General features: G+C 44.2%; 14 protein-coding genes, 3 tRNA genes, 1 other RNA gene and 2 pseudogenes. 18 read left to right on the top strand and 2 right to left on the bottom strand.

Annotated elements, in window-relative coordinates; translation table 11 throughout:
* The first annotated feature begins 10 nt into the window (after positions 1-10).
* The 18 genes from odhB to TI10_RS25025 all read left to right on the top strand — a co-directional run bounded on the left by odhB (position 11) and on the right by TI10_RS25025 (position 13,371).
* On the top strand, positions 11-1,228 hold the full coding sequence (gene odhB / locus TI10_RS11705) for a 2-oxoglutarate dehydrogenase complex dihydrolipoyllysine-residue succinyltransferase (protein WP_049583538.1): 1,218 nt from the start codon (positions 11-13) through the stop codon (positions 1,226-1,228).
* Positions 1,229-1,395: 167 nt separating this feature from the next.
* Positions 1,396-2,562: an ADP-forming succinate--CoA ligase subunit beta gene (gene sucC, locus TI10_RS11700; protein WP_049583537.1), complete on the top strand. Its 1,167-nt coding sequence runs from the start codon at positions 1,396-1,398 to the stop codon at positions 2,560-2,562.
* 3 nt (positions 2,563-2,565) lie between these two features.
* Entirely contained in the window at positions 2,566-3,441 is an 876-nt protein-coding gene (gene sucD, locus TI10_RS11695; RefSeq protein ID WP_049583536.1) for a succinate--CoA ligase subunit alpha, read from the top strand.
* A 671-nt stretch (positions 3,442-4,112) separates the two neighbouring features.
* A complete protein-coding gene (cydA, locus tag TI10_RS11690) occupies positions 4,113-5,681 on the top strand; it encodes a cytochrome ubiquinol oxidase subunit I (protein WP_049583535.1) in 1,569 nt (522 codons plus the stop codon).
* Between the two features lie 14 nt (positions 5,682-5,695).
* The gene (cydB, locus tag TI10_RS11685; RefSeq protein ID WP_049583534.1) at positions 5,696-6,835 is read left to right on the top strand and encodes a cytochrome d ubiquinol oxidase subunit II; all 1,140 of its coding nucleotides are present in this window, start codon (positions 5,696-5,698) and stop codon (positions 6,833-6,835) included.
* Positions 6,836-6,847: 12 nt separating this feature from the next.
* A complete protein-coding gene (gene cydX, locus TI10_RS23750; RefSeq protein WP_074525015.1) occupies positions 6,848-6,970 on the top strand; it encodes a cytochrome bd-I oxidase subunit CydX in 123 nt (40 codons plus the stop codon).
* A complete protein-coding gene (gene ybgE / locus TI10_RS11680) occupies positions 6,964-7,233 on the top strand; it encodes a cyd operon protein YbgE (protein ID WP_279615323.1) in 270 nt (89 codons plus the stop codon). The genes cydX and ybgE overlap by 7 nt, the downstream gene beginning before the upstream one ends.
* Before the next feature lie 112 nt (positions 7,234-7,345).
* On the top strand, positions 7,346-7,750 hold the full coding sequence (gene ybgC / locus TI10_RS11675) for a tol-pal system-associated acyl-CoA thioesterase (RefSeq protein ID WP_049583531.1): 405 nt from the start codon (positions 7,346-7,348) through the stop codon (positions 7,748-7,750).
* Positions 7,747-8,442, top strand: coding sequence for a Tol-Pal system protein TolQ (tolQ, locus tag TI10_RS11670; RefSeq protein ID WP_036812848.1), 696 nt, complete (start codon positions 7,747-7,749; stop codon positions 8,440-8,442). The genes ybgC and tolQ overlap by 4 nt, the downstream gene beginning before the upstream one ends.
* 14 nt (positions 8,443-8,456) lie before the next feature.
* Complete coding sequence (gene tolR / locus TI10_RS11665; protein ID WP_049583530.1) at positions 8,457-8,882, top strand: colicin uptake protein TolR; 426 nt, start codon at positions 8,457-8,459, stop codon at positions 8,880-8,882.
* A gap of 45 nt (positions 8,883-8,927) precedes the next feature.
* Positions 8,928-9,998, top strand: coding sequence for a cell envelope integrity protein TolA (gene tolA, locus TI10_RS11660; protein ID WP_049583529.1), 1,071 nt, complete (start codon positions 8,928-8,930; stop codon positions 9,996-9,998).
* 133 nt (positions 9,999-10,131) lie between these two features.
* Positions 10,132-11,424, top strand: coding sequence for a Tol-Pal system beta propeller repeat protein TolB (gene tolB / locus TI10_RS11655; RefSeq protein ID WP_049583528.1), 1,293 nt, complete (start codon positions 10,132-10,134; stop codon positions 11,422-11,424).
* Positions 11,425-11,471: 47 nt separating this feature from the next.
* A complete protein-coding gene (pal, locus tag TI10_RS11650) occupies positions 11,472-11,972 on the top strand; it encodes a peptidoglycan-associated lipoprotein Pal (protein WP_049583527.1) in 501 nt (166 codons plus the stop codon).
* A gap of 9 nt (positions 11,973-11,981) precedes the next feature.
* Positions 11,982-12,746 carry a cell division protein CpoB gene (gene cpoB, locus TI10_RS11645; protein ID WP_049583526.1) on the top strand — a complete coding sequence of 255 codons (765 nt, stop codon included), beginning with the start codon at positions 11,982-11,984 and terminating at the stop codon, positions 12,744-12,746.
* Between the two features lie 147 nt (positions 12,747-12,893).
* Positions 12,894-12,969 (top strand) — tRNA-Lys (locus TI10_RS11640).
* A gap of 35 nt (positions 12,970-13,004) precedes the next feature.
* A tRNA-Lys gene (locus tag TI10_RS11635) sits at positions 13,005-13,080 on the top strand.
* A 44-nt stretch (positions 13,081-13,124) separates the two neighbouring features.
* Positions 13,125-13,257: non-coding RNA, RtT sRNA (locus TI10_RS25030), on the top strand.
* Between the two features lie 34 nt (positions 13,258-13,291).
* Positions 13,292-13,371: transfer RNA gene (locus tag TI10_RS25025), tRNA-Lys, on the top strand.
* Here the strand turns inward: TI10_RS25025 and TI10_RS11625 are convergent.
* Both TI10_RS11625 and TI10_RS25975 read right to left on the bottom strand, forming a co-directional pair.
* Positions 13,346-13,633 (bottom strand): annotated as a pseudogene (locus TI10_RS11625) (type II toxin-antitoxin system HicB family antitoxin); the annotation flags it as partial. The gene TI10_RS25025 and the pseudogene TI10_RS11625 sit on opposite strands and share 26 nt — an antisense overlap.
* Positions 13,634-14,775: 1,142 nt before the next feature.
* A pseudogene (locus tag TI10_RS25975) lies at positions 14,776-14,967 on the bottom strand (IS4 family transposase); the annotation flags it as partial.
* Positions 14,968-15,284: the final 317 nt, after the last annotated feature.

Genomic DNA, 15,284 nt, shown 5'->3' with positions numbered 1-15,284 from the left:
AGGATATAAAATGAGTAGCGTAGATATTCTGGTTCCGGATCTGCCTGAGTCTGTTGCTGATGCCACTGTGGCAGTTTGGCACAAAAAAGAGGGTGACCGTGTTGAGCGTGATGAAGTGCTGGTTGAAATCGAAACAGATAAAGTTGTGTTGGAAGTGCCGGCCAGTGAAGCGGGTGTTTTAGAAGCCATTTTGGAAGCGAAAGACGCCACTGTTCTGTCTCGTCAGCTTCTTGGTCGTATCCGTCTGGGCGATAGCACCGGCAAGCCGGCGGAAATAAAAGAGAAAACAGAAGCAACTTTGGCGAAACGCCAGACAGCGGGTTTAGAAGAAGAGAGCAATGATGCGCTCAGCCCGGCGGTTCGCCGTTTGATTGCAGAGCATGATCTTGATGCTAAAGCGATTAAAGGCAGTGGTGTTGGTGGACGTATTGTCCGTGAAGACGTGGAAAAATACATGGCTGATAACGAAAAAGCGGCTAGTAAGCCCGAAGAAGCCCCTGTTTCTGCCCAGGATTCTCTGTTGCCGCACCGCAGTGAAAAACGTGTTCCAATGACTCGCCTGCGTAAGCGTGTGGCTGAACGTCTGCTGGAAGCGAAAAACAACACCGCGATGTTGACAACATTTAACGAAGTTAACATGAAGCCCATCCAAGACATGCGTAAGCAGTACGGCGAGGCGTTTGAAAAACGCCACGGTGTGCGTCTGGGTTTTATGTCTTTCTATGTGAAAGCCGTGGTTGAAGCACTGAAACGCTATCCAGAAGTGAATGCTTCTATTGATGGCGCTGATGTGGTTTACCACAACTATTTCGATATCAGTATTGCGGTATCGACGCCGCGTGGCTTGGTAACGCCAGTCCTGCGTGATGCCGATGCATTGAGCATGGCTGATCTCGAAAAACGCATTAAAGAGCTGGCTATCAAAGGCCGCGACGGCAAATTGACCGTTGAAGAGCTGACGGGTGGTAACTTTACCATTACTAATGGCGGTGTATTCGGCTCCTTAATGTCTACGCCAATTATTAACCCACCACAGAGTGCGATTCTTGGTATGCATGCCATCAAAGATCGCCCAATGGCGGTTAATGGTCAGGTGGAGATCCTTCCAATGATGTACCTGGCACTGTCTTATGACCACCGTCTGATTGACGGGCGTGAGTCTGTAGGCTTCTTGGTGACCATCAAAGAAATGCTGGAAGATCCTGCACGTTTGCTGCTGGACGTATAGCAACATAATCAGGGCAGATACGCGCTAATATCTGCCCAGTCTGAAGTAAAAAATGTATATGTACAGCCAGTCTTTTCTTTGGACTGGCTATATCCAAAGCAACAAAAAAATCAGAGAGCAACTTATTTATTTTTGCTCTTCTCAGACTTAATTATGGATAGAACATCATGAATTTACACGAGTATCAGGCAAAACAGCTTTTTGCACGGTATGGTTTACCCGCTCCGGCTGGTTATGCCTGCACGACACCGCGTGAAGCAGAAGAAGCTGCATCTAAAATCGGCGCTGGCCCTTGGGTGGTGAAGTGCCAGGTTCATGCTGGCGGTCGCGGTAAAGCGGGCGGCGTGAAAGTGGTTAACAGTAAAGAAGAAATTCGCGCTTTCGCAGAGCAGTGGCTAGGCAAACGTTTGGTTACTTACCAGACAGATGCGCAAGGGCAGCCTGTTCGTCAGATTTTAGTGGAAGGGGCAACTGATATTGCGAAGGAGCTGTATCTCGGCGCTGTGGTTGATCGTGGTACACGTCGTGTAGTGTTCATGGCTTCTACTGAAGGTGGTGTTGAAATTGAAAAAGTTGCGGAAGAGACTCCGGAACTGATCCATAAGGCGATTATCGACCCGCTGATTGGTCCTATGTCTTATCAGGGGCGTGAACTGGCATTTAAATTGGGTTTAACCGGTAAACAAGTCAGCCAGTTCACTAAAATTTTCTTAGGATTGGCAAATCTGTTCCTGGAGCGCGATCTGGCTCTGGTTGAAATCAACCCATTGGTTATTACTACTCAAGGTGATTTGATTTGTCTGGATGGCAAACTGGGCGCTGATGGTAACGCATTGTTCCGTCAGGCCGAATTGCGTGAAATGCATGATCCATCTCAGGAAGATCCTCGTGAAGCTCAGGCGGCGCAGTGGGAGCTGAACTATGTCGCGCTGGATGGCAATATTGGTTGCATGGTAAACGGTGCAGGCTTGGCAATGGGAACGATGGATATCGTTAAATTGCATGGCGGTGCGCCAGCTAACTTCCTTGATGTGGGTGGTGGCGCAACTAAAGAGCGTGTGACAGAAGCGTTTAAAATTATCCTGTCAGATGAAAATGTGAAAGCGGTATTGGTTAACATCTTTGGTGGTATTGTTCGTTGTGACCTGATTGCTGACGGTATTATTGGCGCGGTGGAAGAAGTAGGAGTTCACGTACCGGTTGTTGTTCGTTTAGAAGGGAACAATGCTGATCTGGGCGCGAAAAAACTGGCTGACAGTGGTTTAAATATCATTGCCGCAACCAGCTTGACAGATGCAGCTAAGCAAGCAGTAGCAGCAGTGGGGGCAAAATAAATAATGTCTATTTTAATTGATAAAAACACCAAAGTTATTTGTCAGGGTTTCACTGGCAGCCAAGGTACTTTCCATTCAGAACAAGCCATTGCTTACGGTACTCAAATGGTTGGTGGGGTAACGCCGGGTAAGGGTGGTACTGAGCACCTGGGATTACCTGTTTTCAATACCGTTCGTGAAGCGGTAGAAGCGACAGGGGCAACAGCTTCTGTTATCTATGTTCCCGCGCCATTCTGTAAAGATTCTATTCTGGAAGCGATCGACGCAGGTATTAAACTGATCATCACCATTACTGAAGGTATTCCGACGCTGGATATGCTGGCGGTTAAAGTGAAACTGGATGAAGCGGGTGTGCGTATGATTGGCCCTAACTGTCCGGGAGTCATTACGCCAGATGAATGTAAGATCGGTATTATGCCGGGACACATTCACCAAGCAGGTAAAGTTGGCATTGTTTCCCGCTCAGGAACGCTGACTTATGAAGCGGTAAAACAGACAACGGATGCTGGTTTAGGGCAATCTACCTGTGTTGGTATCGGTGGCGACCCAATTCCAGGTTCTAACTTTATTGATATCCTGAAATTGTTCCAGGAAGATCCGCAAACAGAAGCCATCGTAATGATTGGTGAAATTGGTGGAACGGCAGAAGAAGAAGCGGCGGCTTATATTAAAGAACACGTCACTAAGCCGGTTGTTGCCTACATCGCCGGTGTAACTGCACCAAAAGGTAAGCGTATGGGACATGCTGGCGCCATCATCGCAGGTGGTAAAGGAACGGCGGACGAAAAATTTGCTGCTCTGGAGTCGGCGGGTGTGAAAACTGTCCGTAGCTTGGCAGACATCGGTGATGCAGTGAAAGATTTACTTGCTGGTAAGTAAAATCTGATAAAAAATCTTATCTATTAGGCCGCTGTAAAGTGGCCTTTTTATTTGTATAGACAGTATTCACCGCGATTAAATTCGTTAAATTTTATTTTCAATTTGTTATTCTCCAATTAAATTAAACTGAATTTCATTAATGCTATTTATTAAAATGAAATTTAATTAAAGGAAAAGTTAATAATAATATTTTCTTAAGGATGAAAATAACAAGTTAATTTTAAAAGTCATTTTACATCAATATAGAAATCAATATTTATCTAAATAAACAAATAATTAACAATATATCAACCAAAATGAAATAATGGACAAAGTAATTAACACTAATCAGAAAAAGATACCTAAAATCAAGTTATTACTATGGCATTATTGCTTTAATTTGCTTAAATTGACTTTGATCAAATTAATTCCCATTAAACAATAACTGCAATTCTTGACCTATATTCAGAATTCTAATCTGAATCACGTAAAACCTATTTATTGTATGGGAATATAAGCGTACTATACTATTAGTCTAATTAGTTTTTAATTTACTTGGTTATGAGTTGTTATTTTAAAGGCATTTATTGCTGGTAGTTATGAGGCTTCAGCATGAGTGTTTTGCGAAAAGTGCTTATATGAAGTCAGGTTGCCGCAAGTCGGTGTCTTCCTGCTAGGAGCAAGGAGTCAAGATGTTTGATATTGTCGAACTGTCACGATTACAGTTTGCCTTAACCGCGATGTATCACTTCCTATTCGTTCCGCTAACGCTTGGTATGGCGTTTCTGCTGGCGATCATGGAAACGGTATATGTGCTCTCCGGTAAACAAATTTATAAAGATATGACAAAATTCTGGGGCAAGTTATTTGGTATTAACTTTGCTCTGGGGGTTGCAACAGGGCTGACTATGGAGTTCCAGTTTGGGACTAACTGGTCATATTTCTCTCACTATGTCGGTGACATTTTTGGCGCCCCTCTGGCGATTGAAGGCCTGATGGCGTTCTTCCTGGAATCTACATTCGTAGGCTTGTTCTTCTTCGGTTGGGATCGTCTCAGTAAGACGCAACATCTGGCGGTAACTTGGTTAGTCGCATTAGGATCTAACTTCTCTGCACTTTGGATTCTGATTGCTAACGGTTGGATGCAAAACCCGATTGCTTCTGATTTCAACTTTGAAACCATGCGTATGGAGATGGTAAGTTTCTCTGAACTGGTGCTGAACCCGGTTGCTCAGGTGAAATTTGTTCATACCGTTGCCGCGGGTTATGTGACCGGGGCGATCTTCGTTCTCGGTATCAGCTCTTACTACCTGCTTAAAGGCCGTGATATTCCATTTGCCAAACGTTCATTTGCGATTGCTTCAAGCTTTGGTATCGCGGCTGTGCTGTCTGTTATTGTATTGGGCGATGAATCTGGTTACGAAATGGGCGATGTACAGAAGACTAAGCTGGCCGCCATCGAAGCTGAATGGGAAACCCAACCACCGCCGGCAGCTTTTACACTGATAGGTATCCCGGATCAGGATAAAATGGAAAACAAATATGCCATTCAGATCCCTTATCTTATGGGGCTGATTGCTACCCGTTCTGTTGATACTCCGGTCATTGGTCTGCGTGATTTGATGGACCAGCACGAGCAGCGTATTCGTAATGGTATAAAGGCTTATCATCTGTTGGAAGAGTTGCGTGCAGGTAACACCGACCCGACTGTTCGTATTGCATTCAATGAGAATAAACAAGATCTGGGTTATGGCATGTTGCTGAAACGTTATACCAGCAAAGTGACTGATGCCAGTGAAGAACAAATCAAAGCAGCCGCGAAAGATTCTATTCCTCGTGTTGCGCCGCTCTATTTTGCATTCCGTATCATGGTTGCAGCCGGCTTCCTGATGTTATTGTTGATCGGTCTGGCGTTTTGGAGTGTTATTCGTGGCCGTATTGGTAAACAAAAATGGTTGCTACGCGCAGCACTGTACAGTATTCCATTGCCGTGGATTGCCATAGAATCAGGCTGGTTTGTGGCGGAATATGGTCGTCAACCGTGGGCAATTGGTGAAGTTCTGCCAACGGCGGTGGCGAGTTCCAATTTAACTGCCGGCGATATCTTGTTCTCTATGGCGCTGATTTGCGGCCTTTATACCTTATTCCTGATTGCAGAAATGTTTTTGATGTTCAAATTTGCCCGCCTTGGCCCAAGTAGCCTGAAAACGGGTCGTTACCATTTTGAACAGAAAACAACTTCAGCACCTGATGCTCAGTAAACAGGAGTCCACTTATGTTTGATTATGAAGTATTACGATTTATATGGTGGCTACTGATTGGTGTATTGCTAATCGGTTTCGCGGTAACTGATGGTTTTGATATGGGAGTCGGTATCCTGTTACGTATCATCGGCAAAAACGATACTGAACGTCGCATCATGATTAACTCAGTGGCGCCGCATTGGGATGGTAACCAGGTTTGGTTGATTACCGCTGGTGGAGCGCTGTTCGCCGCATGGCCGATGGTCTATGCCGCGGCGTTCTCTGGCTTCTATGTTGCTATGATCTTGGTGTTATCTGCGTTGTTCTTCCGCCCGGTTGGTTTTGACTACCGCTCCAAACTGGAAGATCGCAAGTGGCGTAACATGTGGGACTGGGGAATATTTGTCGGTAGCTTTGTTCCACCATTAGTTATCGGTGTGGCATTCGGTAATCTATTGCAGGGGGTGCCGTTTAACGTTGATTCTCAACTCCGCCTGTTCTACACCGGCTCCTTCTTTGGATTACTCAACCCGTATGGTTTACTGGCGGGGGTGATCAGCTTGATGATGATTGTGACTCAAGGGGCAACTTATCTGCAAATGCGCACTACGGGTGAACTGCGTCTGCGTTCTCGTGCCGCAACTTATCTCTGTGCGCTGGTGACAATGGCGGCTTTCCTGCTGGCAGGCATATGGCTGATTTATGGTATTGATGGTTATGTTGTGACTGGCGGCTTGGATACAATGGCTCAGTCTAACCCATTACATAAAGAAGTTGCTCATCAGGCTGGCGCTTGGCTGACTAACTTTAACAACTATCCGTGGTTATGGGCGCTACCGGCGTTGGGTGTGGCTTCGCCTTTGCTGACGATGCTGATGACGCGTATGAATAAAGCTGGATGGGCATTCCTGTTCTCTTCAATGACAATTGCTGGCATCATTCTGGCCTGCGGTGTAACGATGTTCCCATTTGTGATGCCTTCAATCACTGATCCTAATGTCAGTTTGACGATGTGGGATGCGACTTCAAGCCTGATGACGCTGCGTGTCATGTCTGTAGTTGCATTGATTTTTGTCCCAATTGTTCTGGGATATACTATTTGGTGTTACTACAAAATGTTTGGGCGTTTGGATAAAAGCTTTATTGAAGATAACAAACATTCACTGTACTAAGGAGCATAAAGCATGTGGTATTTTGCTTGGATTCTCGGAACGCTCTTGGCTTGTAGTTTCGCTATAATCGCTGCCTTAGCTTTTGAGCATAATGAAGAAGAAAAAGCCGCTAAAAATGGCGAGAAATCGTGTTGATAGATAAAGGCCCTATTCGGGGCCTTATCCTTATTGCGGCATTAATGTTTGCTGCTTGTGTATTCTGGGACCCTGCTCGTTTTGCGGCTAACACCAGTTCATTGCAGATATGGCAAGGTGTTTTGCTAATATGGGCTGTATGTACAGGTGTGATTTTCGGGGTGGGTTTGCAGCCAAGAAATATCGTCTGGCGCATTTTTTTCTCCCCTTTGCCGGCATTCTTGATTCTGATTTGGGGTTTGTATCATTTCTTTATGAGTTAATTCTGTATGTTATCGGGCTTCTAACCCATAAATTTTTTATTTGCACATTATTCCAAAGCCGCATTGTCTTGAGTATAGTGGCAGCGTTAATTCGCCTTATGTAGGATTGAAAGTGAGTAATACGTTGTTCCGGTGGCCCATTCGTATTTATTACGAAGATACAGATGTGAGTGGGATAGTTTATAACGGTCGTTATGTCGTCTTTTATGAAAGAGCGCGTACTGAGGTGTTACGTCAGCATGGAATTCATCAACAGCGTTTACTTGATGAACAAATTGCATTTGTTGTTCGGCGTATAGTGGTTGATTACCGTGCCCCGGCCCGGCTTGATGATATGTTGGAGGTGCAGAGTGAAATTACGGATATTCGTAGAGCGTCTTTGACATTTATTCAACGCATTGTTGATGGTAATGGAACAATTATTAACAGCGCAGAAGTGTTAATCGCCTGCGTGAATACATCTCAAATGAAGCCGATTGCGCTTCCAAAGTCTATTGTCGCGGAGTTTAAGCAGTGACTGACATGAACATTCTAGATTTATTCCTGAAGGCGGGCCTTTTGGTGCAGCTGATCATGCTTATTTTGATCTGCTTTTCCGTTGCTTCGTGGGCGATCATTATTCAAAGGACCAAAATTCTCAATGCAGCAACCCGAGAAGCGGAAGCGTTTGAAGATAAATTCTGGTCGGGTATTGAATTATCACGCTTATATAAGGAAAGTCAGTCGCGTCGAGATTCTTTAGGTGGAACAGAACAAATTTTTTACTCTGGGTTCAAAGAATTTGCCCGTCTGCGTCATGCAAATAATCATGCGCCAGAAGCGGTGGTGACAGGGGCTTCACGTGCAATGCGTATCTCAATGAATCGTGAATTGGAATCGTTGGAAAGCCATATTCCATTCTTGGGGACAGTTGGCTCAATTAGCCCGTATATTGGTCTATTTGGTACGGTTTGGGGAATTATGCATGCATTTATCGCGTTAGGTGCGGTAAAACAGGCTACTCTCCAGATGGTGGCGCCGGGTATTGCAGAAGCGTTAATTGCAACGGCGATTGGTCTGTTTGCGGCGATTCCGGCAGTTATGGCATACAACCGCCTGAATCAGCGTGTTAATAAGCTAGAGCAAAATTACGATAACTTTATGGAAGAGTTTCTGGCTATTTTGCATCGTCAGGCTTTCGCTGCTGAAAATAAAGCAGAGAACAAATAGTAAGGGGAGAGGCTATGGCACGCACTCGTAGTCGCAAGCGTGAGCTGAAATCCGAAATCAATATCGTTCCCTTACTGGACGTATTGCTGGTTCTGTTGCTTATCTTTATGGCAACAGCGCCGATTATCACTCAAAGCGTAGAAGTTGATCTGCCGGATGCGGTAGATTCTAAAACGGTTTCCAGCTCCGATAATCCACCGGTAATCGTGGAGGTTTCTGGTGTCGGTCAGTACACCATGATAGTTAACCATGAGAGGTTGGAATTATTGCCTGAACCGCAGATTATTGCGGAAGCGCAGGCACGAATAAAAGAGAATCCAAAAACCGTTTTTTTGATCGGTGGTTCGAAGGAAGTGCCTTACGATGAGATTATTAAGGCACTCAACATGCTGCATCGGGCAGGTGTGAAATCCGTTGGTTTAATGACTCAGCCTATCTGAGTTTGGCCGGCAGTTGCTGTTATTTGAAGATCTTGGATATCGAGCGTGGGAAAGACAAACGGGCAAAACAATAAATTAAATCGCGCTGTTATCGTTTCGGTTGTGTTGCATATTATTTTGATCGGGTTACTTATTTGGGGTTCCCTGACACGAAAAACTGAAATGGGTGGCGGTGGTCAGGATGGTTCTGTTATTGATGCTGTTATGGTCGATCCGAATGCGGTAGTACAACAGTACAACCAACAGCAACAACAACAGGCTGATGCTAAGCGTGCAGAGCAGTTACGAAAGAAAAAAACGGAACAGCAGGCTGCTGAATTAAGGGAAAAACAGGCTGAAGAGCAGGAGCGTTTAAAAGCGGTAGAAGAAGAGCGAATTAAAGCGCAACAGGCAGCGGAAGAACAGAAAAAGCAAGCTTTAGAAGCCGCAAACAAAGCCCGTGAAGAGCAAAAACAGGCAGAAGAAGCGGCGGCAAAGGCTAAGGCTGAAAAAGAAAAATTGATTAAAGAGCAGGCAGAGGCACAGAAGAAAGCCGAAGCTGAAGCTAAGAAAGAAGCTGAAGCCGCTGCTGCTAAACAAAAAGCCGCGGAAGAAGCGAAAGCTAAAGCAGAAGCTGAGGCCAAAGCAAAAGCCAAGGCTGAAGAGGATGCTAAAGCCAAAGCTGAGGCAGATGCAAAGGCTAAAGCCAAGGCCGAAGCTGACGCCAAGAAAAAAGCTGCGGAGCAAGCCACTAAACAGGCAAGTGAAGTTGATGACTTACTGGGCGGTTTAACTTCCAATGCGCCTAAACAGCAAGGAGGGGCGTCTGCCGCGGGTAAAGGCGGCGGCAAGAAAAGCGGTGCTTCAAATGCTGACATTAATAACTATCTGGGACAGATCCAGATAGCGATACAGAATAAGTTTTACGATCCAAGCATGTATCGTGGGCGTACCTGTATATTGCGGATTAAGCTTGCTCCTGATGGCTTGTTAATTGATGTAAAACCAGAAGGGGGGGATCAGGCGTTGTGCCAAGCAGCGGTAGCGGCGGCTAAACAAGCGAAAATACCGAAACCGCCAAGCAAGGAGGTTTATGAAGCGTTTAAAAATGCTTCGCTGGAGTTCAAACCTCAATAAAAGTTGTTATTTAGGCATTATTAGTAACAAACAAAACCATTCTATATTATTAAGCTATCTGGTTTTGTTTGTTGACGTTTGTTAATATTCTGCGAATTATTGCGACTATTCCATCGTGATAAGGGAGAGATTAATGAGGCAGGCTTTTAAAGTAGTGCTAGGCATTTTAATGTTATGGGCCACGGTTGCTCAGGCAGAAGTTCGGATTGAGATTACCCAAGGTGTCGATTCTGCACGTCCTATTGGCGTTGTGCCATTTAAATGGACTGGCGCGGGCAATGCGCCTGAAGAGATAGGGGCGATCGTTGGGGCCGATCTTCGCAACAGCGGTAAATTTAACCCTATCGATGTCAGCCGTATGCCACAGCAACCGACGACGGCATCTGAGGTGACACCGGCTGCATGGTCGGCGTTGGGAATTGATGCTGTTGTTGTTGGGCAGATCCAACCAAGTGCGGATGGTGGTTTTTTAATCTCTTATCAGTTGGTTGATACTGCGAGTGCTCCGGGTACCGTGCTTGCTCAGGATCAATTTAAAGTAACCAAACAATGGGTGCGTTATGCTGCGCATACAGCCAGTGATCAAGTATTTGAAAAACTGACGGGCATCAAAGGGGCATTCCGTACTCGTTTGGCTTATATCGTCAAGACTAATGGCGGTAAATATCCGTATGAACTGCGTGTATCTGATTACGATGGTTACAACCAGTTCACTGTTCACCGTTCGCCGGAACCGTTGATGTCGCCGGCCTGGTCTCCTGATGGCGCCAAACTGGCTTATGTGACATTTGAAAGTGGCCGTTCTGCCTTGGTTATTCAAACCTTGGCGAGTGGTGAAGTACGTCAGGTTGCTTCCTTCCCGCGTCATAACGGTGCGCCTGCATTTTCCCCAGATGGCAGCAAATTGGCATTTGCTCTGTCTAAATCGGGTAGTTTGAATCTTTACGTGATGGATTTGAGTTCAGCTCAGATTCGTCAGGTGACAGATGGCCGCAGTAACAATACTGAGCCAAGTTGGATGCCGGATAACCAGACTTTGGTTTATACCTCTGATCAGGGTGGTCGTCCACAGTTATATAAAACCGATATTAATGGCGGTGCTCCGCAACGCCTCACTTGGGAAGGCACACAAAACCAGGATGCTGATGTAAGCGCGGATGGTAATTTTGTGGTGATGGTCAGCTCAGAGAGTGGTAAGCAGCACATTGCTAAACAAGATCTGGCAACGGGAGCCGTTCAAACTTTGACGGATACGTTCCTGGATGAAACGCCGAGTATCGCACCTAACGGCACTATGGTGATTTATAGCTCCACCCAAGGGTTGGGGACTGTATTGCAGCTAGTTTCGACTGACGGGCGTTTCAAAGCGCGTCTTCCGGCGACCGATGGACAGGTAAAATTTCCTGCTTGGTCGCCGTATCTGTGATGCATAATAAAATAATATGTATGGCAAATTTTAAAAGGATCAAAGAGATGCAACTGAACAAAGTGCTAAAAGGGCTGATGTTAGCTTTACCAGTTATGGCCGTAGCAGCGTGTAGTTCTAACAAGAATGCTGATAACGATCAGACTGGTGTAGGCACTGTTAACGAAACTAATGCGGGTCTGTCAGCAGAGGAATTAGCTCGTCAGCAAATGCGAGAGCTACAAAACAACAATATCGTATATTTCGGTTTTGACAAATACGATATCGGCTCAGATTTTACTCAACTGTTAGACGCTCACGCGGCATTCCTGCGCAGCAACCCATCTTACAAAGTTGTTGTAGAAGGACATGCTGACGAACGTGGTACTCCTGAGTACAACATCGCATTAGGTGAACGCCGTGCTAATGCAGTGAAAATGTACCTGCAAGGCAAAGGTGTTTCCGGTGAGCAAATCTCTATCGTCTCTTACGGTAAAGAAAAACCTGCTGTACTGGGCCACGACGAAGCCGCTTATGGTAAAAACCGTCGCGCAGTACTGGCATACTAAGAGTAGTTCATGAACAGTAACTTCAGACATCATTTTTTGGGTCTGTCGTTATTGGTTGGCGTAGCGGTTCCTTGGACCGCTATTGCCCAAGCGCCAATCAGTAATGTCGGCTCGGGTTCTACCGATGAGCGTCTGACCCAATTAGAGCGTATTTCCAATGCTCACAGTCAGCTATTAACGCAGCTCCAGCAACAACTTGCTGATTCCCAACGTGATATTGACATGCTTCGAGGGCAGATTCAGGAGAATCAGTATCAGCTCAATCAGATTATAGAGCGGCAGAAGGACATTTATCAGCAACTGGAAGGTGCTACCAGTGCTGAGGGGAGTAAGCCTACTGCAAACACAGCTTCTTCAACGGCAAGTCATAGCGGCAATCAAGCATCATCTGTTGGTACGGGCAGCGAGAAGGGTGATTATGACGCTGCTGTTCATTTGGCAGTGAATACCAAAGAGTATGATAAAGCGATTGTAGCCTTTCAGAGTTTTGTGAAGAGTTACCCGAAATCGAGTTACGTGCCTAATGCTAATTACTGGTTAGGGCAACTTCATTATAACAAGGGTAAGAAAGACGAAGCTGCTTATTACTTTGCTACGGTAGTAAAAGAGTATCCTAAGTCGCAGAAGAGTGGTGAATCGCTTTATAAAGTTGGTTTAATCATGCAGGACAAGGGTCAGAAGGATAAAGCGCGATCGGTTTACCAGCAGGTTATGAAACAATATCCTGGTTCGAATGCAGCTAAACTGGCAGAGAAAAAGCTTTCTACACTGTAATTATTAGCCCCGGAAGGGTGTAGTAATACATTTTCGGGGTTGATTGAGTGCTTAATAAGCATTTAAACATAATTTTAAAAAATAATCATTGCGTAGCGCGGAGAAATCAGTAATATATGCCGCCGTTGCCGAGAGAAGTCACAAGATGGGTCGTTAGCTCAGTCGGTAGAGCAGTTGACTTTTAATCAATTGGTCACAGGTTCGAATCCTGTACGACCCACCATCTTGAAGCTTCATTCAAAACAAATCCTCCTAGATGGGTCGTTAGCTCAGTCGGTAGAGCAGTTGACTTTTAATCAATTGGTCGCAGGTTCGAATCCTGCACGACCCACCATCTCAGAAGACAGCATTCAAATAATTTCCATTAAGATCAATTGTTAGCTCAATTAGTAGAGCAGTTGAATTTTAATCAATTGGTTGCAGGTTCGAGCCGAGCGAAGCGAGACAACAGCGCGTGAGCGCTGGCCCGAAGGGCGAGGCCGTAGGCCGAGTCATCCTGCACGACCCACCATCTTGAAGCTTCATTCAAAACCAATTCCCCCAGATGGGTCGTTAGCTTAATCGGTAGAGCAGTTGACTTTTAATCAATGGGTCGGAGAATTGAATTTGATGGCTTTTGACTCATATTTTGCTGGATCTAACTCGATAAGAGCAATAACTCCTCCATCCTCAGACAAACGAGGATAGCCAATGTAATCGGATGAGTCTTTAGGGGCAGGGACATAGCCGCCGTGTTCGGTTAAAACACTCATGTGCTGCCCAAATGCTTTTTCTGCATCACGGATCGCATCTTCTAAAGTATTGCCAGCAAAAAAACAGCCTTCGACATCGGGGAAGTAACCGTCAAACCCATCTTCTGTTTTAAATATAAAAAATGGATAAATCATAGTATTACCTCTTAATTTGATAATCAGCTTTGCAAATAAAGGGCGGTATAACTGCGCTTATTATGCCAGTTATCATAGTAATTTCAGCCCTGAAATACTTTGTGCCTGCCGGATGACGCCTTTTGATGAGTGTTTTCTTAGGTTTGGTATTTTGACACCTTCTGAAAGGAAGGGGCTTGCCGTGAAAAGCATGGTGAAACATGACAAACGTAAACCTGTTTATCCAATGGTTGGTTTAAGCGCGCACGGCGCAAGGGGTTCTGGCGGCGTTTATTTCACGATATTGGTGTAATGACGGCATTACTCAGTCAATGAGTGACTTGTTTTGATTTGGCGACTAATCAGATCGCAAAAATCGGACTGAGTTCCTTTCAAGTGATTTACAATTTTGAAATTTTATTTAGACGATATTCATCATTATTTTATTTACCAAAATATACCAATGTATAGCTCATAATTAATCTGACTAATTTTAATTCGGAGATTTAATATATTCAAGAAAATATTCTTCCTACAAATCATTTAATATTGATATGGCTTTGAGGTTATCTTATTATTTTTACATCACTGATAAAGTTCAATATTTAACTGCTTGTAGTAAATGCTAAGTTAAATTTAACCGATAAGGTCATATGCTATGTAGACAGTCAAATAACCGTAATAATAAGGAAACAATAAAATGGCACGAGTATATATAAACCCTAATCAGACTCTTGATATTTATAAGAATGGCAGTATATTAGTTCCTGCTCATCAACCTCATATAACGATAAAAAACGTTAGCTTAGCGCTAGTTAAAGTGAGTGGCTACTGGGCATCCTTAGTCGGAGATTATACTTTGTATAGTTCTATAGAGATCTACCCCGGCAGAAGTGAAATACTGATACCGCCTCCTAACCTTATTTACTACTATAAAGTTACAGCTACCAATCTCGCCGGCTATTTAAACGCAGAAATTGAAGTGGAGGTTGGGTCGAATAAGAATCCTCTCTTGTAACTACACCCAAATGGGACTTAAGAGTTAACTATATAAAAAGGCTTAGCCTAGCCTATATTAAACTCCAGTGCGCAGAATAGTAAGACTTTCATTTTCTGCCCTGAAAGCTTGCTCTCAGGCGCTGAGAGAATTCCACAAGTCAGCGTTAATAAACCGACACTATATTTCGGTCGGTTTTGGCGAGATGATTGAGAACAGTATCCAGTGCTGTTCACCTTAAAATTAGCGGAGAGTGTCGCAAGATATTCTCTGCTAATATCAAATGTGAGATAACTCGTTTAGATTTAAGGTTGTTGGCTTGGTATCTCAGATATAATCTTTTATTTTCAGCGTGATATCAAACCGTTCATTTTGTCATCCCGAAAATTCTGATCTATCGGCATCCTATGGCTATAGAAAGATCGTAACGAGCCATAACATAATTTGCCGGAGATGATTATCTTATTTCAATCTATTGAGGGACATAGCCTAGCATTAATAGTAACTATAATAAAATAAGAGAAAATAATTTCCAAATGTTAAATTATAATTTTTTAGATATATTTTAAATTTAAAAATGTTGAATTATTTATTACTGGAAATTATACAAAAACAGCTAGTATTTTAAGTAAGAAGAACATCGCATTATTTTTTTCTGAGCTAAACTTTAATTGG

The sequence above is a fragment of the Photorhabdus luminescens subsp. luminescens genome (assembly GCF_001083805.1).
Lineage (GTDB): Bacteria > Pseudomonadota > Gammaproteobacteria > Enterobacterales > Enterobacteriaceae > Photorhabdus > Photorhabdus luminescens.
The sequence above is the reverse complement of the archived record's forward strand: the minus strand, read 5'-3'. Positions and strand labels throughout refer to the sequence as shown.

What these genes read in the sequence shown, in the direction of transcription:
- odhB (WP_049583538.1), top strand. Translation starts at nt 11, where the DNA reads ATGAGTAGCGTAGATATTCTGGTTCCGGATCTGCCTGAGTCTGTTGCT.
- sucC (WP_049583537.1), top strand. Translation starts at nt 1,396, where the DNA reads ATGAATTTACACGAGTATCAGGCAAAACAGCTTTTTGCACGGTATGGT.
- sucD (WP_049583536.1), top strand. Translation starts at nt 2,566, where the DNA reads ATGTCTATTTTAATTGATAAAAACACCAAAGTTATTTGTCAGGGTTTC.
- cydA (WP_049583535.1), top strand. Translation starts at nt 4,113, where the DNA reads ATGTTTGATATTGTCGAACTGTCACGATTACAGTTTGCCTTAACCGCG.
- cydB (WP_049583534.1), top strand. Translation starts at nt 5,696, where the DNA reads ATGTTTGATTATGAAGTATTACGATTTATATGGTGGCTACTGATTGGT.
- cydX (WP_074525015.1), top strand. Translation starts at nt 6,848, where the DNA reads ATGTGGTATTTTGCTTGGATTCTCGGAACGCTCTTGGCTTGTAGTTTC.
- tolR (WP_049583530.1), top strand. Translation starts at nt 8,457, where the DNA reads ATGGCACGCACTCGTAGTCGCAAGCGTGAGCTGAAATCCGAAATCAAT.
- tolB (WP_049583528.1), top strand. Translation starts at nt 10,132, where the DNA reads ATGAGGCAGGCTTTTAAAGTAGTGCTAGGCATTTTAATGTTATGGGCC.
- pal (WP_049583527.1), top strand. Translation starts at nt 11,472, where the DNA reads ATGCAACTGAACAAAGTGCTAAAAGGGCTGATGTTAGCTTTACCAGTT.
- cpoB (WP_049583526.1), top strand. Translation starts at nt 11,982, where the DNA reads ATGAACAGTAACTTCAGACATCATTTTTTGGGTCTGTCGTTATTGGTT.